The 21,728-nt window shown below is 67.1% G+C and carries 20 protein-coding genes; 6 read left to right on the plus strand and 14 right to left on the minus strand.

All coding sequences use genetic code 11. The features are described from left to right. Window positions 1-111: 111 nt before the first annotated feature. The 10 genes from DTA15_RS18000 to DTA15_RS18045 form a co-directional block, all read right to left on the minus strand. Entirely contained in the window at window positions 112-867 is a 756-nt protein-coding gene (locus tag DTA15_RS18000; protein WP_034178373.1) for an ABC transporter ATP-binding protein, read from the minus strand. Continuing rightward, complete coding sequence (locus tag DTA15_RS18005; RefSeq protein WP_006491417.1) at window positions 867-2,651, minus strand: branched-chain amino acid ABC transporter ATP-binding protein/permease; 1,785 nt, start codon at window positions 2,649-2,651, stop codon at window positions 867-869. Before DTA15_RS18005 ends, DTA15_RS18000 begins: the two co-directional genes overlap by 1 nt. A 4-nt stretch (window positions 2,652-2,655) precedes the next feature. Continuing rightward, window positions 2,656-3,711 carry a branched-chain amino acid ABC transporter permease gene (locus DTA15_RS18010; RefSeq protein ID WP_006482706.1) on the minus strand — a complete coding sequence of 352 codons (1,056 nt, stop codon included), beginning with the start codon at window positions 3,709-3,711 and terminating at the stop codon, window positions 2,656-2,658. 206 nt (window positions 3,712-3,917) lie between these two features. Beyond that, complete coding sequence (locus tag DTA15_RS18015) at window positions 3,918-5,075, minus strand: ABC transporter substrate-binding protein (RefSeq protein WP_006482734.1); 1,158 nt, start codon at window positions 5,073-5,075, stop codon at window positions 3,918-3,920. A gap of 1,081 nt (window positions 5,076-6,156) precedes the next feature. Further along, window positions 6,157-7,134: a branched-chain amino acid ABC transporter permease gene (locus tag DTA15_RS18020; RefSeq protein ID WP_006482714.1), complete on the minus strand. Its 978-nt coding sequence runs from the start codon at window positions 7,132-7,134 to the stop codon at window positions 6,157-6,159. Beyond that, window positions 7,134-8,018 carry a branched-chain amino acid ABC transporter permease gene (locus tag DTA15_RS18025; protein WP_006482704.1) on the minus strand — a complete coding sequence of 295 codons (885 nt, stop codon included), beginning with the start codon at window positions 8,016-8,018 and terminating at the stop codon, window positions 7,134-7,136. Before DTA15_RS18025 ends, DTA15_RS18020 begins: the two co-directional genes overlap by 1 nt. 132 nt (window positions 8,019-8,150) lie before the next feature. Continuing rightward, window positions 8,151-9,350, minus strand: a complete 1,200-nt coding sequence (locus tag DTA15_RS18030; protein ID WP_006482735.1) for an ABC transporter substrate-binding protein — start codon at window positions 9,348-9,350, stop codon at window positions 8,151-8,153. A 77-nt stretch (window positions 9,351-9,427) separates the two neighbouring features. Continuing rightward, window positions 9,428-10,183, minus strand: coding sequence for an ABC transporter ATP-binding protein (locus tag DTA15_RS18035; RefSeq protein ID WP_006482721.1), 756 nt, complete (start codon window positions 10,181-10,183; stop codon window positions 9,428-9,430). Continuing rightward, window positions 10,180-10,959, minus strand: a complete 780-nt coding sequence (locus DTA15_RS18040; RefSeq protein ID WP_006477266.1) for an ABC transporter ATP-binding protein — start codon at window positions 10,957-10,959, stop codon at window positions 10,180-10,182. Before DTA15_RS18040 ends, DTA15_RS18035 begins: the two co-directional genes overlap by 4 nt. A 438-nt stretch (window positions 10,960-11,397) precedes the next feature. Continuing rightward, complete coding sequence (locus DTA15_RS18045; protein ID WP_006482708.1) at window positions 11,398-13,083, minus strand: GMC family oxidoreductase; 1,686 nt, start codon at window positions 13,081-13,083, stop codon at window positions 11,398-11,400. A 188-nt stretch (window positions 13,084-13,271) separates the two neighbouring features. Between DTA15_RS18045 and DTA15_RS18050 the strand changes: the two genes are divergently transcribed. Both DTA15_RS18050 and DTA15_RS18055 read left to right on the plus strand, forming a co-directional pair. Next, a complete protein-coding gene (locus DTA15_RS18050) occupies window positions 13,272-14,171 on the plus strand; it encodes a LysR family transcriptional regulator (RefSeq protein WP_012492239.1) in 900 nt (299 codons plus the stop codon). A 204-nt stretch (window positions 14,172-14,375) separates the two neighbouring features. Then, window positions 14,376-14,909 carry a class IV adenylate cyclase gene (locus tag DTA15_RS18055; protein ID WP_006482724.1) on the plus strand — a complete coding sequence of 178 codons (534 nt, stop codon included), beginning with the start codon at window positions 14,376-14,378 and terminating at the stop codon, window positions 14,907-14,909. 71 nt (window positions 14,910-14,980) lie between these two features. Here DTA15_RS18055 and DTA15_RS18060 read toward each other — a convergent pair whose 3' ends face one another. Further along, window positions 14,981-15,466, minus strand: a complete 486-nt coding sequence (locus DTA15_RS18060) for an Lrp/AsnC family transcriptional regulator (protein WP_006408082.1) — start codon at window positions 15,464-15,466, stop codon at window positions 14,981-14,983. Window positions 15,467-15,605: 139 nt separating this feature from the next. On the opposite strand from DTA15_RS18060, the gene phhA reads away from it, so the two are divergent. Further along, window positions 15,606-16,499, plus strand: a complete 894-nt coding sequence (gene phhA / locus DTA15_RS18065) for a phenylalanine 4-monooxygenase (RefSeq protein ID WP_012492238.1) — start codon at window positions 15,606-15,608, stop codon at window positions 16,497-16,499. A 91-nt stretch (window positions 16,500-16,590) separates the two neighbouring features. Further along, complete coding sequence (locus DTA15_RS18070; RefSeq protein WP_256604844.1) at window positions 16,591-16,968, plus strand: 4a-hydroxytetrahydrobiopterin dehydratase; 378 nt, start codon at window positions 16,591-16,593, stop codon at window positions 16,966-16,968. 92 nt (window positions 16,969-17,060) lie between these two features. Here the strand turns inward: DTA15_RS18070 and DTA15_RS18075 are convergent, their stop codons facing one another. Further along, on the minus strand, window positions 17,061-17,291 hold the full coding sequence (locus DTA15_RS18075) for a DUF3717 domain-containing protein (protein ID WP_006401493.1): 231 nt from the start codon (window positions 17,289-17,291) through the stop codon (window positions 17,061-17,063). A gap of 122 nt (window positions 17,292-17,413) precedes the next feature. Here DTA15_RS18075 and DTA15_RS18080 point away from each other — a divergent pair, with 122 nt between their 5' ends. Further along, window positions 17,414-18,106 carry a response regulator gene (locus DTA15_RS18080; protein ID WP_006401494.1) on the plus strand — a complete coding sequence of 231 codons (693 nt, stop codon included), beginning with the start codon at window positions 17,414-17,416 and terminating at the stop codon, window positions 18,104-18,106. A 120-nt stretch (window positions 18,107-18,226) separates the two neighbouring features. After that, entirely contained in the window at window positions 18,227-19,711 is a 1,485-nt protein-coding gene (locus DTA15_RS18085; RefSeq protein ID WP_012492237.1) for a sensor histidine kinase, read from the plus strand. Window positions 19,712-19,864: 153 nt separating this feature from the next. On the opposite strand, the gene DTA15_RS18090 is transcribed toward DTA15_RS18085, so the two are convergent. Both DTA15_RS18090 and DTA15_RS18095 read right to left on the minus strand, forming a co-directional pair. After that, window positions 19,865-20,395: an SET domain-containing protein gene (locus DTA15_RS18090; RefSeq protein ID WP_006491632.1), complete on the minus strand. Its 531-nt coding sequence runs from the start codon at window positions 20,393-20,395 to the stop codon at window positions 19,865-19,867. Window positions 20,396-20,572: 177 nt separating this feature from the next. Next, on the minus strand, window positions 20,573-21,685 hold the full coding sequence (locus tag DTA15_RS18095; RefSeq protein ID WP_006490000.1) for an NADH:flavin oxidoreductase/NADH oxidase: 1,113 nt from the start codon (window positions 21,683-21,685) through the stop codon (window positions 20,573-20,575). Window positions 21,686-21,728: the final 43 nt, after the last annotated feature.

Consider the following 21,728-nt stretch of genomic DNA (forward strand, 5'->3'; position numbering starts at 1 on the left):
TATCCGCCGGGCCAGAATCGTCGACGCATCGAAACCCGGCCCAGCCCCAAAACAAAAACGGCGTGTTTCACGTGAAACACGCCGTCCGTTTCCCGCCCCCCGAGCCAACAATCAAGCCGTCTTCTTCGCCAGCCCGAGGTACGTTTCGATCACACGCGGATTCTGCGCGAGTTCGGCCGCCGGCCCTTCCAGTGCAAACTCGCCCGTCTCCAGCACATAACCGTAATCGGAGATCTGCAGCGCCGCCCGTGCGTTCTGCTCGATCAGCAGCGTCGCCACGCCGGTGCCGCGCAACGCGCTGATGATATGAAAGATCTCTTTCACGATCAGCGGCGCCAGCCCGAGGCTCGGCTCGTCGAGCATCAGCAGATCGGGTTTGCCCATCAGCGCACGGCCGACCGCCAGCATCTGCCGCTCGCCACCGGACAGCGTGCCGGCCGCCTGCCGGCGCCGCTCCTTCAGCCGCGGGAACAGCGCGAACACGTGATCGAGCTGATCGAGGAAGTTCGCTTCCCCGGCCTGCTTGCGCCGATATGCGCCCAATACGAGGTTGTCCTCGACCGTCATCGTGCTGAACAGCTCGCGTTTCTCCGGTACGAGGCACATCCCGCGTGCGACGCGCTGCTCGACGGGCAATGCGCCGACGTCGTTGCCGCGATACACGATCGCGCCGGACGCGTGCCCCGTTACCGGCAGCGCCCCCATGATCGCGTTCAGCAGCGTCGACTTACCGGCGCCGTTCGGGCCGATCACGCTGACGATCTGTCCCGCCCCGACCTTGATGGCCGCGCCGTGCAGCGCCTCCACCTTTCCGTACCGCACCGCCAATCCGCGTACTTCAAGAATCGGCATCGTCGTGTCCGTCATCACTCCACCCCGCCCAGATACGCTTCGAGTACGGCCGGGTCCTGCTGCACATCCTGCGGCAGCCCTTCCGCGATCCGCGTGCCGAATTCCATCACCACCAGCCGGTCGGTGAGGTTCATCACGAAATCCATGTCGTGTTCCACGAGCAACACACTCATCCCTTCGGCCTTCAGCCGCCGCAGCAGGTCGGCGAGTTGCTGCTTCTCCTGGTAACGCAGCCCGGCGGCCGGCTCGTCGAGCAGCAGCAACGTCGGATCGCAGCACAGCGCCCGCGCGATTTCGAGGATCCGCTGCTGGCCGAGCGCGAGGCTGCCCGCTTCGTCGTACATGTGCTTTTCCAGCCCGACGCGGCGGATCTGGCGCGCGGCTTCGGCCAGCAACTGCGCTTCCTCGTGCGCATTGAGCCGCGCGATGCTGCGCCACACGCCCGTGTGGCCACGCAGATGGGCGCCGATCGCGACGTTCTCGAGCACCGTCATCGCCGGCAGCAGCTTCACGTGCTGGAACGTGCGGCCGATGCCGCGGCGGACGATCTGACGCGACGTCAGCCCGTCGATGCGTTCGCCACGGAACGTGATCGCTCCGCCGGTCGGCTTCAGCACGCCGGTCACGAGGTTGAACGTGGTCGACTTGCCTGCGCCGTTCGGGCCGATCAGCCCGATGATCTGCCCCGCTTTCACGTCGAAGCTGACGTCGTTGACGGCCACCAGCCCGCCAAATTGCTTGCGTGCGTTGTCGACGACGAGCAGCGGCTCGCCGGCCACGGGCTTCGCGCGCTGCGGCAGCGGGTCGGCCTGCTCCGGCACATGCGCGCGCGGCCCGCGCGGGAACAGCTTCGCGACGAACGGCCATACGCCCTGGCGCGCGTACTGCAGCAGCAGCACCATCAGCACGCCGAACACGATGATCTCGAAGTTGCCTTCCGAACCGAGCAGCTTCGGCAGCAGTGTCTGCAGATAGTCCTGCAGCACGGTCAGGATCGCGGCGCCGAGCACCGCGCCCCACACGTGCGACACGCCGCCCACCACGGCCATGAACAGGAATTCGATCCCGTGGTTCAGGCCGAACGGAGTCGGGTTCACCGCGCGCTGCAGATGCGCGTACAGAAAGCCCGATACGGCAGCGAGCACGGCCGCGTAGACGAAGATCACGACGCGCATCCACGCGGTGTTCACGCCCATCGCCTCGGCCATCACGCCGCCGCCGCGCAGCGCGCGGATCGCGCGACCCGGACGGCTGTTCAGCAGGTTCTGCACCGACACGATCGCGGCCAGCACCACGGCCCAGATCAGGAAATACAGGCTGCGACCGCTTTCGAGCTCGATGCCGAACAGGTTCAGCGCCGGAATCCCGTTGATCCCGTCGTACTTGCCGAGCAGTTCGAGGTTGCCGAACAGGTAGAACAGCGCGAGTCCCCACGCGATCGTGCCGAGCGGCAGGAAGTGCCCGGACAGCCGCATCGTCACGGCGCCCAGCACGAGCGCGACCAGCGCCGTCAGCACGACGCCGACGATCAGCGCGAGCCACGGCGACACGCCGTACCGCGTCGTCAGGAACGCGGTCGCATACGCGCCGATGCCGACGAACGCGGCCTGCCCGAAGCTCGTCATCCCGCCGACGCCCGTCAGCAGCACGAGCCCGATCGCGACGATCGCATACAGGCCGATGTAGTTCAGCAGCGTGATCCAGTACTCGGGCACCTGCAGCGCGCCGGGCAGCACCGGCAGCGCGAACAGCACCACGAGAAACACCCAGAAGGTCTTGTTGCGTACCATCGTCTTCATCGCGTCACTCCTCTTCCTCTTCCGCATGCGGCGTCACGAAGCTCCGCCACAGCAGCACCGGAATGATCAGCGTGAACACGATCACCTCCTTGTATGCGCTCGCCCAGAACGACGAATAGGATTCGAGCACGCCGACCAGCAGCGAGCCGGCGGCCGCGAGCGGATAGCTGACGAGCCCGCCGATGATCGCGCCGACGAAGCCCTTCAGGCCGATCAGGAAGCCCGAGTCGTAGTAGATTGTCGTCAGCGGACCGACGAGGATCCCGGACAGCACGCCGAGCCCCGCCGCGAACGTGAATGCAAGCCGCCCCGCTTCGGTGGTGCCGATGCCGACGAGCCGCGCCCCGAGCCGGTTCACCGACGTCGCGCGCAGCGCCTTGCCCGCGATCGTGCGGCCGAAGTACACGTAGAGCGCACCGATCAACACGAGCGCCGTGACGACGACGAGGATGCTCTGCACCGACACCGTCATGCTGCCGATCGCGAGCGACGCGTCCGAGAACGCGTTGGTGCGCGAGCCTTCCGCGCCGAACATCACGAGGCCGAGACCGACCATCGCGAAATGGACGGCGACCGACACGATCAGCAGCAGCAGCGTCGTGCCTTCGGCGATCGGCTGGTACACGAGCCGGTAGACGAACGGCCCCATCGGCACGACGATCGCGAGCGTCAGTGCGATCTGCGCGAGCATCGGCATCGGTTGCGCGGCAAAGCTGCGCGTGATCGCGAACACCGCGAGCGGCAGCAGGATGTAGCGGCTGGCGAGCGTCGCGAGCGTGCGGCCGAGCTGATGGCGGCGTTCACGATGCCGGATCAGGCTACCGACTTCGAGCAGGAAGCACGCGATGCCCATCGCGAACAGCAGCCAGCAGGTGGCGGGGAATTTCTGCGCCTGCAACGCGGCCAGCGTCAGCGCACCGTAGGCGACGAACTCGCCCTGGGGAATGAAGATCACCCGCGTGACGGAAAACACCAGGACGAGCGCCAGCGACAACAATGCATAAATGGCGCCGGTCGTGATGCCGTCTTGCGCGAGGATCGCCGCAATCGAGAGATCCATACGTTTCGTGTATCGAGAGAAGGCTGCGGAGAAACGAAAGGCGGAAACGGCCGGGACGCGCGCGACGCGATCGGCACGTCGCGCGCCATGCGGCGGGCCCCGGTGGTTCCAGGCGGCACGGGTGCGGCCGTCAGGCGCGCTACCCTGCCGACGGCACACGCGGCGCCGTTCGCGCCGCGCACGCCGGTTTCACGTGATGCTTGCGCTTACTCGGCCTGCAGCTTCCACTTGCCGTCGACGATCTGCACCATCACGCGCGCACGCGTGTCGAAGCCGTTATGATCGGTCGCCGTCATGTTGATCACGCCGTGCGACACGGGCAGATCCTTCACGCTTTCGAGCGACGCGCGCAGCGCTTCGCGGAACGCCTCGGTGCCCGGCTGACCCTTCTTCAGCGCTTCCGGGATCGCCCGCTGCAGCAGCAGGCCCGCATCCCACGCATGACCGCCGAACGTCGACAGCGAACCCGCGCCGTAGGCCTTCTCGTACGCGGCCTTGTAGCCGAGCGCCGGCTTCTTCACCGGGTTCGAGTCGGGCAGCTGGTCGGTCACGAGCACGGGGCCGGCCGGCAGGATCTCGCCTTCGCAATCCTTGCCGCACACGCGCAGGAAATCGTTGTTGGCGACGCCGTGCGTCTGGTACACCTTGCCCTTGTAGCCGCGCTCCTTCAGCGTCTTGGCCGGCAGCGCCGCCGGCGTGCCGGAGCCCGCGATCAGCACCGCATCCGGGTTCGAGCCCAGCAGCTTCAGCACCTGCCCCATCACCGACGCGTCGGTCCGGTTGTAGCGCTCGTTCGATACGAGCTTCAGCCCGTTCTTCGCGGCCGCCGCGTCGAACGTCTTGTACCAGCTGTCGCCGTACGCGTCGGCGAAACCGATGAAGCCGACCGTCTTCACGCCGTGCTTCGCCATGTAACCGGCGATCGCGTCGGCCATCAGCTGGTCGTTCTGCGGCACCTTGAACATCCACGCGCGCTTCGCGTCCATCGGCGCGATGATCTGCGCGCTCGCCGCGAGCGAGATCGTCGGCGTCTTGCCCTGCGACACGGGGTCGAGCATCGCGAGCGAGTTCGGCGTGACCGACGAGCCGATGATCGCGTCGACGTGGTCCTCGTCGATCAGCTTGCGCACGTTCTGCACCGCGCGGCTCGTGTCGGAGGCGTCGTCCAGCACGATGTACTGCACGCTCTTGCCCGCGATTTCCTTCGGCAGCAGCGCGATCGTGTTCTTTTCCGGAATCCCGAGCGAAGCGGCCGGGCCGGTGGCCGACAGCGTCACGCCGATCTTGACCTGCGCCGACGCCGTAGCCGCCGCACACACGAGGCCCGCGGCAAGCAGGGCCTCCATCCATCGATTCATCTTCATTTACGTTGTCTCCAAACGCTGCTCGAAAAAACCACGGGTCGCTCGGGCGGCTCCCGGTCCCCAAAAACAAGTTAATAAATTAACTATCTCGTCCTACCCCGCCAATGCTCGTTTTCCCGTGACACGCCGGGCGCGCGCCGCATGCCGGCCCAAACGATCGTTCGACCGTCACGATGCGTAGCGGGGGTGTCGTCAGGATGAAGAAAGCGAAGAAATGCGCGAGCGCGCGAGTGATCGTTGCGGCTGCATCGATGATCGGCGCGCAGCTCGAACCGGCCTGCTGCGGCCAGGCCCGCGACGGGTGAAACATCGAAAAACCGGCCGCTCATGCGAATACGGACGCAAACGCGGATGTCGATGCGAGCGCAACGACCCGCGAGGGCGCGGGAACGCGCATACGGGCCGCGGAACGGCTCGGGAACGCCGCGATGACCCACCGCGCACCCCATGACGAACGGACGGCGCGTGCCGCCTCTCCTGCCCCGATCCACCGTGCTGCGCTGCTCATCCAACCGTACTCCCTCTTCTGCATTGTGCTTGTAGGAGAACTGCCGACCATTTTCCCGACCGCACGGTCGGCGAAAGCCGAGTGTAACGGACGCATTTCGCGCACGCCAACCGGGTAAGCCCGAAGCGCCTGTGCAGGACTGCGCAGCGTTTGCGAACGAATCGCCGGAAACGGAAAACGGGGGACGCGCGAAGCGCGGAAAAGACGCGGTGCGAACGCAAACGCGGGAAGTGGCCGTCACGCGGGCCGATGCACCATCGAAGGAATCCGTGCACGCAAATGAAAAAGCGCTGTTGGATTCCGTCCAACAGCGCTTTGGGGTCCGGGCACTTTGTGCCTCGATTGTCTCCTCGTTCTCCACCTGCAAATTCGTTTCGCGGTGCATCAGAACTAAGGTGAATCTTAAAGAGGCTTAAGCACCACGACAACTTAGCATTTACCCCTATGGTGCATCGCCGCACGAAAATGGGGCACCAGCCTGCCGCGCGGCGCCGGCCGGAGCCTGCTGCGACGCCCTTCCCGGGCGTGCCGGATGGTGCTTCGCATCAACGCGCGCCGACGCGCACCGCATGCTCATGACGAGGCCCTGAGCGGCTTGACCCGCGCGACCATCTCGCCGACGATCCCGCGCCGGAATGCCAGCACGCACGCGATGAAGATCAGCCCGGTGACGATCGTCGCCGATTCGCCGAGCGAATGGAACCACGCGACGCCCGTCGTCGACGCGAGCCATTCGCCGATGTCGCCGAGCCGGTCTTCCAGCGCCACGATCAGCGCGGCGCCCAGCAACGGCCCGAACAGCGTGCCCATTCCGCCGACCAGCGTCATCAGCACGACGAGGCCCGACATCGTCCAGTACGCGTCCGACAGCGTCTCGAAGCCGAGCACCAGCACCTTCAGCGAGCCGGCCAGCCCCGCGAGCCCGGCCGACAGGATGAACGCGAGCAGCTTGAAGCGGTCGGTGTCGTAGCCGAGCGAGATCGCGCGCGCCTCGTTCTCCTTGATGGCGACGAGCACCTGGCCGAACGGCGAATGCACGACCCGCACGATGAACGCGCACGCGGCCACGACCACCACCAGCACGACGTAGTACAGCGCGACGTCGTTCGACAGGTCGAGCAGCCCGAACAGGCGGCCGCGCGGCACGCCCTGCAGGCCGTCCTCGCCGTGCGTGAACGGCGCCTGCAGATAGATGAAGTAGACCATCTGCGCGAACGCGAGCGTGATCATCGCGAAGTAGATGCCCTGCCGGCGAATCGCGAACAGCCCGACGACGAGCCCGAGCAGCGTCGCGGCGACGGTGCCGACCAGCACGCCGAGCTCCGGCGTGAAACCGAGCGTCTGCATCGAGTAGCCGGTCGCATAGCCGGCCGTCGCGAGGAACATCGCATGGCCGAACGACAGCAGCCCCGTATAGCCGATCAGCAGGTTGAACGCGGCCGCGAACAGCGCGAACGCGAGCACCTTCATCACGAACACCGGATACGCGCCGATGAACGGCGCGGCGAGCAGTGCGGCGAGCAGCACGCCGTAGAGCACTTTTCTCTGCATCATTTTTCCTTGCCGAAGAGGCCCGCCGGGCGGAACAGCAGCACGATCGCCATGATCACGAACACGACGGTGGCCGACGCTTCGGGATAGAACACGCGCGTGAAGCCCTCGATCACGCCGAGCAGCAGGCCCGTGACGATCGAGCCGAGGATCGAGCCCATCCCGCCGATCACGACCACCGCGAACACTGTGATGATCATCGGCTGGCCCATCAGCGGCGACACCTGGATCACCGGCGCGGCCAGCACGCCCGCGAACGCGGCGAGCGCGACGCCGAAGCCGTAGGTGAGCGTGATCATCATCGGCACGTTCACGCCGAACGCCTCGACGAGCTTCGGGTTCTCGGTGCCCGCGCGCAGGTACGCGCCGAGCCGCGTCTTCTCGATCACGAACCACGTCGCGAGGCACACCGCGAGCGACGCGACGACGACCCAGGCGCGATAGTTCGGCAGGAACATGAAGCCGAGGTTGGTCGCGCCGGACAACTGCGACGGCACGTCGTACGGCTGGCCCGACGATCCGTAGATCGACCGGAACACGCCTTCGACGACCAGCGTGAGGCCGAACGTGAGCAGCAGCCCGTACAGGTGATCGAGCTTGTACAGCCAGCGCAGCATCGAGCGCTCGATCGCGATCCCGAACGCGCCGACCATCAGCGGCGCCAGCGCGAGCATCGCCCAGTACGGCAGCCCGAAATACGACAGGCCCATCCACGCGAGCATCGCGCCCAGCATGAACAGCGCGCCGTGCGCGAAGTTGATCACGTTGAGCAGCCCGAAGATCACCGCGAGCCCGAGGCTCAGGATCGCGTAGAACGAGCCGTTGACGAGCCCGAGCAGCAACTGGCTCAGCATCGCCGGCAACGGAATGCCAAAGATTTCCATCGACTTAGCCGTCAGAATGAGTTTCGTTGCGTGCGCAACCTTACGGCCGTTGCGCGCGCGAGCGGCGCAGCAGGCACGTCGCTGCGGCCGCCGCCGCGCGGCGCGCGACTCGCGCGCGCCGCTACGCAGCGCTTACTTCCACAACGCGCAGCGCGTTTCCTGCTTGGTGCCGAACGCCTGTTCGCCCGGAATCGTCGCGAGCACCTTGTAGTAGTCCCACGGCTCCTTCGATTCCGACGGCTTCTTCACTTCCATCAGGTACATGTCGTGGATCATGCTGCCGTCCTGGCGGATGTAGCCCTTCGCGTAGAAGTCGCTGATCTTGATCTTCTTCAGCTCGGCCATCACCTTGTCGGAGTCGGTCGTCCCGGCGGCCTGCACGGCCTTCAGGTACGTCGTCACCGACGAGTAGTCGGCCGCCTGCAGGCTCGACGGCATCTTCTTCATCTTGCCGAAGTAGCGCTGCGCCCACTGGCGCGACGCCGCGTCGCGGTTCCAGTACCAGCTGTCGGTCAGCACGAGGCCCTGCGTCGTCTCGAGGCCGAGGCTGTGCACGTCGTCGATGAACATCAGCAGCGCGGCGAGCTTCATCGTCTTCGTGATGCCGAATTCCTTCGCGGCCTTGATCGAGTTGATCGTGTCGCCGCCCGCGTTCGCGAGGCCGAGAATCTGTGCCTTCGACGATTGCGCCTGCAGCAGGAACGACGAGAAATCCGATGCGGACAGCGGATGACGCACCGCGCCGAGCACCTGCCCGCCGTTCGCCTTCACGACGTCCGACGTGTTCTTCTCGAGCGCCTTGCCGAACGCGTAGTCGGCCGTCAGGAAGAACCAGCTCTTGCCGCCCTGCTTCACCACCGCCGACCCGGTGCCCTTCGCGAGCGCCATCGTGTCGTACGCGTAGTGGACCGTGTACGGCGTGCACTGCTCGTTGGTCAGCGTGTCGGCGCCCGCGCCGATGTTGATGTAGACCTTCTTCTTCTCGGCCGCGACCTGGTTCATCGACAGCGCGGTGGCCGAGTTCGTGCCGCCGACCAGCAGGTCGAGGCCGCCGCGGTCCATCCATTCGCGCGCCTTCGATGCGGCGATGTCGGCCTTGTTCTGGTGATCGGCATAGACGACCTCGATCGGCTTGCCGAGCACCTTGCCGCCGAAGTCCGCGACCGCCATGCGGATCGCCTCGAGACCGCCCTGCCCGTCGATATCCGCGTAAAGCCCCGACATGTCGGTGATGAAGCCGATCTTCACGGTATCCGCCGCGTGGGCGGCGCCGGCGGTGAACGCGGCGGTCGCGAGCGCGAGACAGGCCTGTGCGAGGGTCTTCATTTTCATTGACGTCTCCTGTTGTTCTGATGCGTTGTGGTTGTTCGAGGGCCGCCACGGCCAGCGGCAAGGGAATCGGAGCGGCGTCACACCCCGAGCAGGTCGTGCAGCGTCGGCATCTTGCCTTCCAGTTCGGACGCGCGGAAATGCTCGACGATGCTGCCGTGCTCCATCACGTAGAAGCGGTCGGCGAGCGGCGCGGCGAAGCGGAAATTCTGTTCGACCATCACGATCGTGTAGCCGCGCGCCTTCAGCGCGACGATCATCCGCGCGAGCGCCTGCACGATCACCGGCGCGAGGCCCTCGGAAATCTCGTCGAGCAGCAGCAGGTTCGCGCCGGTGCGCAAGATCCGCGCGACCGCGAGCATCTGCTGCTCGCCACCGGACAGCCGCGTGCCCTGGCTCTGCCGGCGCGACGCGAGGTTCGGGAACATCGCGTAGATCTCGTCGAGCGACATCGCGTGTTCGCGCGACCCGATCAGCGGCGGCAGCATCAGGTTCTCCTCGCACGACAGGCTCGAGAAGATCCCGCGCTCCTCCGGGCAGTAACCGATGCCGTAATGCGCGATGCGGTGCGTCGCGAGGCCGATCGTCTCGTGGCCGGCGACCTTGATCGACCCGCTGCGGCGGCCCGTGAGGCCCATGATCGCGCGCAGCGTCGTCGTGCGGCCCGCGCCGTTGCGGCCGAGCAGCGTGACGACCTCGCCGCGATGCACCGTCAGGTCGACACCGTGCAAGATGTGGGATTCCCCGTACCAGGCCTCGAGGCCCGTGATCTCCAGCGCAGGCGTACCGCTCTCGACGCCGCTCAATTCGCGTTCCTCCCGTTCGCTGTGCTTCATGCGTGCGCCCCCGCGAGCGCCGCGTCGGCGCTGCCCATGTAGGCCTCGATGACGAGCGGATTCTTCGACACTTCCGCATACGAGCCTTCGGCCAGCACCTCGCCGCGTTGCAGGACGGTGATCGTGTCGGAGATCCCCGCGATCACGTTCATGTTGTGTTCCACCATCAGGATCGTGCGCCCGCTCGCGACCTTCTTGATCAACGCGGTCACGCGGTCGACGTCCTCATGGCCCATCCCCTGCGTCGGCTCGTCGAGCAGCATCAGTTCGGGCTCCATTGCGAGCGTCGTCGCGATCTCGAGCGCGCGCTTGCGGCCGTAGGCCAGCTCGACGGTCGGCACGTGCGCGAAATCGGTGAGGCCGACCTGCGTGAGCAGGTCCATCGCGCGATCGTCGAGCCGCTTCAGCGTGCGCTCGCTGCGCCAGAAATGAAATTCGGTGCCGAGCGCGCGTTGCAGGCCGATGCGCACGTTCTGCAGCGCGGTGAGGTGCGGGAACACGGCCGAGATCTGGAACGAGCGGATGATGCCGCGCCGCGCGACCTGCGCGGGCCGCTCGTCGGTGATGTCGATGCCGTTGAAGACGATCTGGCCGGCCGTCGGCGTCAGAAATTTGGTGAGGAGGTTGAAACAGGTGGTCTTGCCCGCGCCGTTCGGCCCGATCAATGCGTGGATCGCACCGCGCCGCACACGCAGGTTGACGCCGTTCACGGCGGTGAAGCCCCTGAATTCCTTCGTCAGTCCGCGTGTTTCCAGAATCGTGTCGCCGAGAATCATGTTCCCTTCCGTACGAAGTCAGGCGAAGCACCGGGATGCCTGGCGCAGGCGGCCGCGAACAGGTCAGCGGATCAGCGGGCTGCCCCCGGGCGCCGTGGTACGCCTCGAGGGTTGGTCTCCCGCGCCGACGCGTATGCACATTACAGAACATTGTCGCGCCGTTGGTGCAGTGCAATCATCGGGATTTGCACTTATAGGGCTGGCCGCCATATCGGCCGCGACTGCGTGCGGTTTTGCACCGCGCTTTTTTGACACGTGCATCATCACGCGTTGACCTGCTGCGGGATCCGGCACGCGCGCGCTCGACGAAAAAAAGCCGCGCGACGACGCGGCTTGCAGGGATCTTGCCGTTCGAACGGACGCGACGGCAGCTTGTTTCGCATAGCGAATCAGCGGGCGTTCGCATGACCGCCCGCTGGCATGCGTGTCAGCGGGTCGTCACACAGCCGTCACCGCGGCCTCGGTTCGCACCGCCGTCGCTTCGCGCGCCGCGCGGCGGTCGGCACGAATCATGTCGCTCGCGCGCTCGGCGATCATCAACGTCGGCGAATTGGTGTTGCCCGATGTGATGAACGGCATCACCGACGCATCGACGATCCGCAACCCGGCGATGCCGCGCACGCGCAGCCGGCTGTCGACCACCGCGCGTTCGTCGTCCGCGCGCCCCATCCGGCACGTGCCGACCGGGTGGAAGATCGTCGTGCCGACCGCGCCGGCCGCGTCGACCAGTTCGGCCTCGGTCCGGTATTGCGGGCCCGGCAAGATTTCCTCGGGGCGATAGCGCGCAAGCGCCGGTGCGGACGCGATCCGGCGCGTGAGGCGCAGCGCGTTCGCGGCGACGTGCCGATCGTGGTCGGTCGACAGATAGTTCGGCGCGATCGCCGGTGCGCTGCCCGGATCGGCGCTCGTCACGTGCACGCTGCCGCGCGACGTCGGCCGCAAATGGCAAACCGACGCCGTAAAGGCGTTGAAGCGGTGCAGCGGTTCGCCGAAGCGTTCGAGCGACAGCGGCTGCACGTGATACTGGAGATCGGGGCGCATGAGTGCGGGATCGTCCGGATCCGATTTCGCGAATGCGCCCAACTGCGACGGCGCCATCGACATCGGCCCGCGCTGCAGCAGCGCATATTCGGCGCCGATCATCAGCTTGCCCCACCAGTGCGCGGACAGCGTATTGAGCGTACGCACGCCGTCGACGCGAAACGCCATGCGCAATTGCAGGTGATCCTGCAGGTTTTCTCCGACGCCGGGCAGATCCTGCACGACGTCGATGCCGAGCGCCTGCAGCCGCCGGCCATCTCCGATGCCCGACAGTTCGAGCAGTTGCGGCGAATTCACCGCGCCCGACGTCAGCAGCACTTCCGCTCGCGCGCACGCGACGTAATCGGTGCCGCCGCCGCGATACTCGACGCCGACCGCGCGCCGACCGTCGAAAATCACGCGCTGCGCATGCGCGCCGGTGATCACGGTCAGATTCGGGCGCGCCATCGCCGGCCGCAGGAACCCCTTCGACGTATTCCAGCGCACGCCGCGCTTCTGGTTCACTTCGAAGTAGCCGACCCCGGCATTGTCGCCGCGGTTGAAATCGTCGGTCGCGGGAATGCCCGTCTGCTGCGCGGCCTGCGCGAACGATTCGAGGATCTCCCAGCGCAGCCGCTGTTTCTCGACGCGCCAGTAGCCGCCCGCGCCGTGCGCGTCGCTCGCGCCCGCATGGTGATCCTCGCTACGCTTGAAGATCGGCAGCACGCTGTCCCACGACCAGCCGGCGTCGCCGGTTTCCTGCGCCCAGTGATCGTAGTCCTCGCGCTGGCCGCGCATGTAGATCATCCCGTTGATCGACGAGCAGCCGCCGAGCACGCGGCCGCGCGGATACGACAGCGCGCGGCCGTTGAGCGCCGCTTCGGGCTGCGTCTTGTACAGCCAGTCGGTGCGCGGGTTGCCGATGCAGTACAGATAGCCGACCGGGATATGAATCCAGTGGTAGTCGTCCTTGCCGCCCGCTTCCAGCAGCAGCACGCTGATGTCGGGATCCTCGGTCAGGCGGTTCGCGAGCACGCAGCCCGCGGTGCCCGCGCCGACGATCACGTAGTCGAATTCGCCCTCGAGCGTGCGTTGAGTACTCACGGCGTGTCCCCTTCTGCTTGTTGTGCGCCGCGCGGCGCGATGCCGCGCGCATGTTCAGCATAGTGCGTCGTGTCGCGCGCCGCGCTCAAGGCCGCGCGCCGCGACCCGATGAAGCGTACTCCCGCGCGCGGGCGCCGATCCAATGAGTTATGCTGAACTGCGTTATAAGCCGCGCTCATATCACGACGATGGATCTCACCCTGCTCCGCGCGTTCGCGACGGTCGCGCGCGAAGGCAACCTGACGCGCGCCGCCGCGCAGCTGCACCTGACGCAGCCGGCCGTCAGCCTGCAGATCAAGCATCTGCAGGAAACGCTCGGCGTCGCGCTGTTCACACGCACGTCGCGCGGGCTCGCGCTCACGCGCGACGGCCAGACGCTGCTGCCGCATGCGGAACGGGCGCTGGCCGCGGCCGCCGACGTGCAACGCGCCGCCGCCGCACTGCGGCACGAGGTGCGCGGCCGGCTGCGGATCGGCACGATCCTCGATCCGGGGTTCCTGCGGCTCGGCGGCTTCCTGCGTGCGCTGGTCGAGACCCATCCGCAGATCGAGACCGCGCTGCGGCACGGGATGTCGGGCTGGGTGATCGAACAGGTGCGTGCGCGGGCGCTCGACGTCGGCTACTACATCGGCCGTCCCGAAGAGGACTCGCCGCGCGACGAAGCGCTGTTCCACACCGTCACGCTGACGCGCTTCGAATATCGCGTCCTGGCGCCCGCCGGCTGGAAGGAGCGCGTGCAGCGCGCGCACGACTGGCGGGCGCTCGCCGCGCTGCCGTGGATCTGGACGCCGCCGGCGTCCGCGCACCACCGGCTGCTGTCGCGGCGTTTCGCGGACGCCGGCGCGCAGCCGGTGAAGGTCGCCGAGGTCGACCAGGAGCAGTCGATGCTCGATCTCGTCAAATCGGGGATCGGGTTGACGCTCGCACGCGATTCGACCGCGCTGGCCGAAGCGCACGCGCATGCGCTGACGATCGTCGAGCACGTGACGGTGCCGACCGAACTGACGTTCGTGACGCTCGCCGAGCGGCGCGACGAGCCGGCGATCGCGGCCGCGTTGCGGCTGATCGAAGCGCAGTGGGCGATATGAGCATTGCTGATGTCGATGCGGCCGATTGCGCATCGGGTATCGGTGCGTGATGCATCCCGCGGATCGCCGTCGCGGGCCGAATCACCGCCTCGCCCGCCCCGCGTCGTGTCGCCGCGCCCCCGCCCGCTCGTCACGCCACCATCGCAGGCTTTTTGCTAGATTGTGCGTTCGCACACCGCGAGACCCCGATTGAAGGAGACCCGCATGGCCCGCAACATCGAGATCAAAGCCCGCGCCCGCGAATTCGACCGGCTGCGCGAACAGGCGGCTCAACTCGCGACCGAAGCGCCGTTGTTCTACCGCCAGCAGGATTTCTTCTACGACGTGCCGCGCGGCCGGCTGAAGCTGCGCCGCTTCGAGGACGGCACGCCGGCGGAGCTGATCTTCTACCAGCGCGACGACCGCGATGGCCCGAAGGCGTCGTACTACACGCGCAGCCCGGTGACGAACCCCGACGCGATGCATTCGCTGCTCGCGACCGCGCTGACCACGCGCGGAATCGTCACGAAGGAGCGGCACGTGTACCTCGCGGGCCGCACGCGCATCCATCTCGACCGCGTCGACGGGCTCGGCGATTTCATCGAACTCGAAGTCGTGCTCGGCCCGGACGACGACGAAGCCGGCGGCGAAGCGGAAGCGCACGAGGTATTCGCGAAGCTCGGCGTGGCGCAGGAGGATCTCGTCGCGGTCGCGTACGTCGATCTGCTGAACGCCGACGCCCAGCCCGAAACGGCCTGATCCGGCCCCGCTGAAGGCGCGCCGCGCGTGCCGCCTTCAGCGCCGGCGCCGGCCCCGCGGGCGCCGCCCCGTCACGCGGCGCCGGGCGCCAGGTGCGCGAGCGGCAGCGCGCCGTTGCGCTTGAAGGTCGTCAGCACGATGTTCGAGCGCACGCTGTCGACGCCCGGCACCCGCATCAGCTTCTTCATCACGAACTGCGACAGCGCGTTGAGATCCGGCGCGACGATCCGCAGCAGATAGTCGGCATCGCCCACCACCGCATGGCATTCGAGCACTTCGGGCAGCACGTCGATCTGCTGCTGGAACTGCTCGATGATCGAATCGCCGTGATGCTTGAGCTTCAGGCTCGTGAACGCGGTCACGCCGAGCCCGAGCTTTTCGGGGCGCAGCATCACGCGGTAGCCTTCGATCACGCCGGCCGCCTCGAGCCGCTGCAGCCGCCGGCCGATCTGCGACGGCGACAGCGGCACCTCCTCACCCAGTTGCTGATGCGTCGCGCGACCGAAGCGCTGCAGCACGTCCAGCAGCGCGAGGTCGAAGTGATCGAGTTCCAGCATGAGATTTCTCCGCATTGATTCGTGTTTTGATGCGTGATTATCGCATCATTCGGCAAATCAACGCCAACTATGCGCCCAATCCGCGCGCAGCCCGCTCTACACTTGCATGGTCCCAACCCACAGCGTGCAGAGCCTGATCATGTCCACCGTCGTCACCGCGAAACTGCAGGAGCAGTTCGATGCGGGCCTCGAAACCCGCGCCGATTTCACCATCGACCAGCCGCTGCACTGCTACGGCCAGGTCGACCACGCGGTGTGGAAGCAGCTCTATGCGCGCCAGTCGGCCTTGCTGCGCGGCCGCGCGTGCGACGCGTTCGTCGCCGGACTCGGCAAGATCGAGCTGCCGGCCGATCACGTGCCGTCGTTCGCCGACGTGAATCGCCAGCTGAAGCCCGCGACCGGCTGGGAAATCGTCGCGGTACCGGGCCTCGTGCCCGACCGCGTGTTCTTCGAGCACCTCGCGAACCGGCGTTTCCCCGTCACCTGGTGGATGCGTCGCCCCGACCAGCTCGACTACCTGCAGGAACCCGACTGCTTCCACGACCTGTTCGGCCACGTGCCGCTGCTGATCGACCCGGTGTTCGCCGACTACATGCAGGCGTACGGCCGCACCGCGCTCGCGGTCGCCGACGACGAAGCGGCGCTGGCGCGGCTCGCGCGCCTCTATTGGTATACGGTGGAATTCGGGCTGATCCGCGACCCGCGCGGGACCGACGGGCTGTCGATCTACGGCGCCGGGATCGTGTCGAGCAAGGGCGAAAGCCTGTACAGCCTGGAAAGCGCGGCGCCGAACCGCCTCGGGTTCGATCTCGAGCGCGTGATGCGCACGAAGTACCGGATCGACACGTTCCAGAAGACCTACTTCGTGATCGACGATTTCGCGCAACTGTTCGCGCTCGCCGACGTCGACGGCCGCGCCCTGGCCGACCGGCTCGCGGCGCTGCCCGAATTCGCGGCCGGCGCGGTGCTCGACACCGACCGCGTGCTGCATCGCGGCACGGGCGACGGCTGGCCCGACGACGCCGACGCGTGACGCACCAGGCGCCGCGACACCGCGGCGCCGACCGCCCGCGGCCAGCGGCCCGTCGCCGCCCACCCGTCGCCCTTTCCGCAACTATGAAACAATGAACGATGCCGGCCTCGCCGCGCGGTGCAGCCGCGTGCGGGCGCGGTTACCGAACGAGAGGTGCAAGATGATCCACAAGCTCACATCCGAAGAACGCAAGACCCGGCTCGAAGGCCTGCCGCACTGGACCGCCGTGCCGGGCCGCGACGCGATTCAGCGCCGCCTGCGCTTCGCCGATTTCAACGAGGCATTCGGCTTCATGACGCGCGTCGCGATCAAGGCGCAGGAGATGAACCACCATCCGGAATGGTTCAACGTGTACAACCGTGTCGACGTCACGCTGTCGACCCACGATGCCGACGGCCTCACCGAACGCGACATCGAACTCGCGCGTTTCATCGACGGCGCCGCGACGCACGCGCAACCCGGCGCCTGAGTCCCGCCTCTACCGCCGCGCGTCTTTCGGTGCGCGGCGCGTCAACTTTTCATTTCGATGAACGTTTTCTAGGATGTACTCAGCGAAAGCCTTCAGCTTTCCAAGCCATCCTTAAGGCGCACGTAAGTCTCGTACGCTTTCCGTGCCTTGGGGTCCAAACCTTCCAGTTGCAGCGCGCTTTCGCGCTGTACAATCAGCAGCGCATACGGCTTGGAAAGCGCGCTGGCCTCTTCGCAGAGTTTGAGTTCGTCGCCGCTCGACGGCGAGCGGGCGCGCCAGAAATTGATCGCGGCTTCTAGGTCGTGGATCGAAATATCGGACATGATTGGATCTAATCGTTCGCTGGCCGCCATGCTTGATGTCAGGCGAGGCGGCGCCCCTGTGGAAACGGCGTCGTGCTGTCCGCGTGCCTGAACCGCCAACCCATTGTACTTGAGCGAACTTCATGCGACTCCTTCTGATCGAAGACGACCGCCCCATCGCACGCGGTATCCAGAGCAGCCTCGAGCAGGCTGGCTTCACCGTCGACATGGTGCATGACGGCATCTTTGCCGAACAGGCGCTGGCACAGAACCGCCACGAACTCGTGATCCTCGACCTCGGCCTGCCGGGCATCGACGGAATGACGCTGCTCACGCGCTTCCGCCAGACCAACCGCCACACGCCCGTGATCGTGCTGACCGCGCGCGACGAGCTGAACGACCGGATCCAGGGCCTGAACTCCGGCGCCGACGACTACATGCTCAAGCCGTTCGAGCCGGCCGAGCTCGAAGCGCGCATCCGCGCGGTGATGCGCCGCAGCGGCCCGCACAGCGACATGCCGCGTCCGGAAGTGTCGCTCGGCGGCGTCCGCCTGTCGGGCGTCGACCGCCGCATCTTCAACGACGACAAGCCGCTCGAACTGTCGCCGCGCGAATTCGCGGTGCTCGAAATGCTGCTGCTGCGTCACGGCCGCGTCGTCAGCAAGGCGCAGTTGCAGGATCACCTCACGCACTTCGGCGGCGATCTCGGCGACACCGCGATCGAAGTCTACGTGCACCGCGTGCGCAAGAAACTCGAGCAGTGCCGGGTCGAAATCGTCACCGTGCGCGGCTTCGGCTACCTGCTGCAGGAAATCCGCCAGACGGCGAGCGTCTGAGCGACGCCGCGCGCCGGCCGGCCGCGTGCCGCGGCGCGCCTGTGTGCGGCTTGCGCGTCGCCGCCCGGCGCACGACCGCGCCGCTCCCCGTGAGCGGCGCTCATCCATTTGCCCGTCGAAATGTCTCCTGATCCGGCTGTGACCACCAGCCTGCGCCGCTCGCTGCTCCGGCGCCTCGCCGCCCCGCTGTCGATGCTCGCGCTGATGAGTGGCCTGATCGCCTACTGGCTCGCGTGGCAGTACACGCAGCACGTGATCGACCGCTCGCTCGCCGATCTCGCGACCGCCATCTCCAAACAGATCCAGATCGCCGGCCCCGACGCGCCGTTCACGGTGCCGCCGCTCGCGCAGGCGATGTTCTCCGATCCGGCCGAAGCGCTGATCTACCGGATCAGCGACGGCGAACAGGAACTCGCCGGCGATCCGAAACTGCCGCTGCAGGGCATCAACGTGCGCCGCATGCACCATGCGTACGTGTTCGAGGCCGAGTACGACAATCGCGCGGTGCGGGTCGCGCAGGTGCGCGTCGACGACGTCGAGGGCGGCAAGCCGATGGTCGTCGAAGTCGCGCAGCCGGTGCGGCACCGCTACCGGATCGCGGCCGAATTCCTCGTCGCGATCATGATGCCGCTGCTCCTGCTGCTGCTCGCGGGCTGGGGGATCGTGTGGCGCGTCGTGAACCAGCAGCTCGGCCCGCTCACGCATCTCGCGGATTCGCTGAACCGGCAGACCCACACGTCACTGGAGCCGGTCGACGAAACCGACGTGCCGCTGGAGATCCGGCCGCTGACGAGCGCGATGAACGCGCTGCTCGGCCGTCTGAAGACCGCGCTCGACGCGCAGCGCAAGTTCATCGCCGACGCCGCGCACCAGTTGCGCACGCCGCTCACCGCGGTGAAGCTGCATGCCGAGCAGGCGGCCGTCGCGCGCGACCCGCACCAGACCTTCGCCGCGGTACGCGAGCTGCGCGCGGCCGCCGACCGCGCGGTGCGGCTGTCCAATCAGCTGCTGTCGCTCGCGCGTGCCGAGCCGGGCGAACAGGCCGCGCGCTTCGTCGACGTCGACCTCGCGGCGATGGCGTTCGAGACGGGCGCCGAATGGGTGCCGCGCGCGCTCGCGTCGCATGTCGACCTCGGCTTCCAGCGCAGCGACGACCCGGGCGACGACGAGAAGCTGATCGTGCGCGGCAACCCGGTGCTGCTGCGCGAGGTGATCGCGAACCTGCTCGACAATGCGCTGAAGTACGTGCCGCTCGCGCGGCCGGACGGCGCGCGGATCACGGTGAACGTCGCGCGTGCCGCGCTCGAGGGCAACCAGCCGGCCGCCGAGATCGTCGTCGAGGACAACGGCCCCGGCGTGCCCGCGAACCAGCAGGCCGACCTGTTCAAGCGCTTCTTCCGTGGCGACGCGCAGAGCGGCAATGGCGTCGAGACGGGCGCCGGGCTCGGGCTCGCGATCGTGCACGACATCATCGCGATGCACGGCGGCACCGTGTCGTACGAGGATGCACCGGAAGGCGGCTCGCGCTTCGTGGTGCGGGTGCCGCTCGCCGCGCGTACGGAGAAGCCGGCCAGCGAAACGCCGGCCGCGGCGCCGACGCACTGAGCGGCGCGATCTTCGGCGGGCAACCGCGTGCCCGTCGACCGGGCAGCCCGCCGGAACAGGAACGGTAAGACGGAAAGCGAATGACGGGCCGCCACGATGCGGCAACCGTCGGCTGAAACGACAACGACAGCGCGCGATGCGCTGCCGCCTGCATCACTTCTTGTGCTTCTTGTCCTTCGAACCGGACGCCGACTTGCCGTCCTTCTTGTCCTTCTTCTTTTTCTTCTTCCCGCCTTCGTCGGACGTCGCGAGCAACGTGCCGCGGCACGACTCCGCACCGCAGTGGCACGCGTATTCGCGCTTGAGCTTCTTCGTCAGCTTCGCGTCGATCACGAGGCCGTAGTCGTAGAACAGCTCCTCTTCCGGTTCAATGTCGCGCAGCGCGTGGATGTACACACGGCCTTTGACTTCCTCGGCTTCGCAGTTCGGCGCGCACGAATGGTTGATCCAGCGCGCGCTGTTGCCGTCGATCTTGCCGTCGATCACGCCGCCTTCGTCCAGTGCGAAGTAGAACGTATGGTTCGGCTCGCTCGGGTCGTGCGGATGACGGCGCAGCGCTTCCTTCCACGAGATTCGCTCGCCCTTGTATTCCACTACGCGCTCGCCGGCCTTGATCGGCGCCACGGCGAACACGCCCTTGCCGTGTACTCCCGAGCGGCGCACCGCGATCCTGCGTGAACTCATCGAACCAATCCTTGTGAAGACGACCTGAAGGGAAGCAGCCGCGATCGCGGCCGGGCGCCGCGCAAAACGAAAACGCGGCACCGGTCGGTGCCGCGTCGGGGCATGCGGCGAATCACCCGCATCCTACACGTTCAAGATTGCTTCGTTCAACATCGCGCGCAATATTGCGCGATGTCCTCAGCGCTGGCCAAATGCGACGTCGCCGAACAGCGCCTTGTGCTCGCGCGGCTGCGAGCGCCAGTATTGCGGCGGCGCCGTCACCTGCGCGCCGAGCTCGGCCGCCGCGTGCCACGGCCAGCGCGGGTCGTACAGCATCGCGCGCGCCATCGCGACGAAATCGGCATCGCCGGCCTCGATCAGCCGGTTCGCGTGCGCGGGCTCGTTGATCAGCCCGACCGCGATCGTCGGCATGCCGACCGCGCGCTTCACGGCCTGCGCGAACGGCACCTGGTAGCCGGGCGACAGCGGAATCTTCTGCAGCGGCGACACGCCGCCGGACGACACGTCGATCCAGTCGCAGCCGCGGCGCTTCAGTTCGTGCGCGAACGCGATCGTATCGTCGAGCTCCCAGCCGCCTTCGACCCAGTCGGTCGCGGACACGCGCACGCCGACCGGCTGGTCTTCCGGAAACGCCGCGCGCACGATCTCGAAAATCTCGAGCGGAAACCGCATCCGGTTGTCGCGCGAGCCGCCGTATTCGTCGGTGCGCTGATTCGCGAGCGGCGACAGGAACTGATGCAGCAGGTAGCCGTGCGCCGCGTGTACTTCGATCGCATCGATGCCGAGCCGCGCGGCACGCTTCGCCGACGCCGCGAAGGCTTCGCGGATGCGGTTCAGGCCCGCGGCATCGAGCGCGAGCGGCGGCGTCTCGCCGTCCTTGTGCGGCACGGCCGACGGTCCATGCGGCAACCAGCCGCCATCGGCGACCGGCACGAGCTGGCCGCCCTCCCAGGGCGCCGCGCTCGACGCCTTGCGCCCCGCATGCGACAACTGCATCGCGATACGGACCGGCGAATGCTTGCGGATCGCGGCGAGCACCGGCTTCAGCGCGGCTTCGGTCACGTCGTCCCACAGGCCGAGGTCGCCATGCGTGATGCGCCCGTCGGGTTCCACCGCGGTCGCCTCGATGCACAGCAGCCCCGCGCCCGACAGCGCGAGATGGCCGAGGTGAATCATGTGCCAGTCGGTCGCTTCGCCGCGTTCGGCCGAGTACTGGCACATCGGGGAAATCACGATCCGGTTCGGAAGGGTCACGCCGCGCAGCGTGAACGGAGAAAACAGCGCAGTCATGGAAGCCGCTCGTCAGGAAAGGGGAAGAGCGGACGAGCGTAGC

This window comes from Burkholderia cenocepacia, assembly GCF_900446215.1.
GTDB classification, from domain to species: Bacteria; Pseudomonadota; Gammaproteobacteria; order Burkholderiales; family Burkholderiaceae; genus Burkholderia; species Burkholderia cenocepacia.

What these genes read in the sequence shown, in the direction of transcription:
- DTA15_RS18015 (WP_006482734.1), bottom strand. Translation starts at nt 5,075, where the DNA reads ATGAAGATGAATCGATGGATGGAGGCCCTGCTTGCCGCGGGCCTCGTG.
- DTA15_RS18040 (WP_006477266.1), bottom strand. Translation starts at nt 10,959, where the DNA reads ATGATTCTCGGCGACACGATTCTGGAAACACGCGGACTGACGAAGGAA.
- DTA15_RS18025 (WP_006482704.1), bottom strand. Translation starts at nt 8,018, where the DNA reads ATGGAAATCTTTGGCATTCCGTTGCCGGCGATGCTGAGCCAGTTGCTG.
- DTA15_RS18060 (WP_006408082.1), bottom strand. Translation starts at nt 15,466, where the DNA reads ATGCTGGAACTCGATCACTTCGACCTCGCGCTGCTGGACGTGCTGCAG.
- phhA (WP_012492238.1), top strand. Translation starts at nt 15,606, where the DNA reads ATGTCCACCGTCGTCACCGCGAAACTGCAGGAGCAGTTCGATGCGGGC.
- DTA15_RS18080 (WP_006401494.1), top strand. Translation starts at nt 17,414, where the DNA reads ATGCGACTCCTTCTGATCGAAGACGACCGCCCCATCGCACGCGGTATC.
- DTA15_RS18070 (WP_256604844.1), top strand. Translation starts at nt 16,591, where the DNA reads ATGAACGATGCCGGCCTCGCCGCGCGGTGCAGCCGCGTGCGGGCGCGG.
- DTA15_RS18090 (WP_006491632.1), bottom strand. Translation starts at nt 20,395, where the DNA reads ATGAGTTCACGCAGGATCGCGGTGCGCCGCTCGGGAGTACACGGCAAG.
- DTA15_RS18010 (WP_006482706.1), bottom strand. Translation starts at nt 3,711, where the DNA reads ATGGATCTCTCGATTGCGGCGATCCTCGCGCAAGACGGCATCACGACC.
- DTA15_RS18055 (WP_006482724.1), top strand. Translation starts at nt 14,376, where the DNA reads ATGGCCCGCAACATCGAGATCAAAGCCCGCGCCCGCGAATTCGACCGG.
- DTA15_RS18005 (WP_006491417.1), bottom strand. Translation starts at nt 2,651, where the DNA reads ATGAAGACGATGGTACGCAACAAGACCTTCTGGGTGTTTCTCGTGGTG.
- DTA15_RS18000 (WP_034178373.1), bottom strand. Translation starts at nt 867, where the DNA reads ATGACGGACACGACGATGCCGATTCTTGAAGTACGCGGATTGGCGGTG.
- DTA15_RS18020 (WP_006482714.1), bottom strand. Translation starts at nt 7,134, where the DNA reads ATGCAGAGAAAAGTGCTCTACGGCGTGCTGCTCGCCGCACTGCTCGCC.
- DTA15_RS18030 (WP_006482735.1), bottom strand. Translation starts at nt 9,350, where the DNA reads ATGAAAATGAAGACCCTCGCACAGGCCTGTCTCGCGCTCGCGACCGCC.
- DTA15_RS18075 (WP_006401493.1), bottom strand. Translation starts at nt 17,291, where the DNA reads ATGTCCGATATTTCGATCCACGACCTAGAAGCCGCGATCAATTTCTGG.
- DTA15_RS18095 (WP_006490000.1), bottom strand. Translation starts at nt 21,685, where the DNA reads ATGACTGCGCTGTTTTCTCCGTTCACGCTGCGCGGCGTGACCCTTCCG.
- DTA15_RS18085 (WP_012492237.1), top strand. Translation starts at nt 18,227, where the DNA reads ATGTCTCCTGATCCGGCTGTGACCACCAGCCTGCGCCGCTCGCTGCTC.
- DTA15_RS18035 (WP_006482721.1), bottom strand. Translation starts at nt 10,183, where the DNA reads ATGAAGCACAGCGAACGGGAGGAACGCGAATTGAGCGGCGTCGAGAGC.
- DTA15_RS18050 (WP_012492239.1), top strand. Translation starts at nt 13,272, where the DNA reads ATGGATCTCACCCTGCTCCGCGCGTTCGCGACGGTCGCGCGCGAAGGC.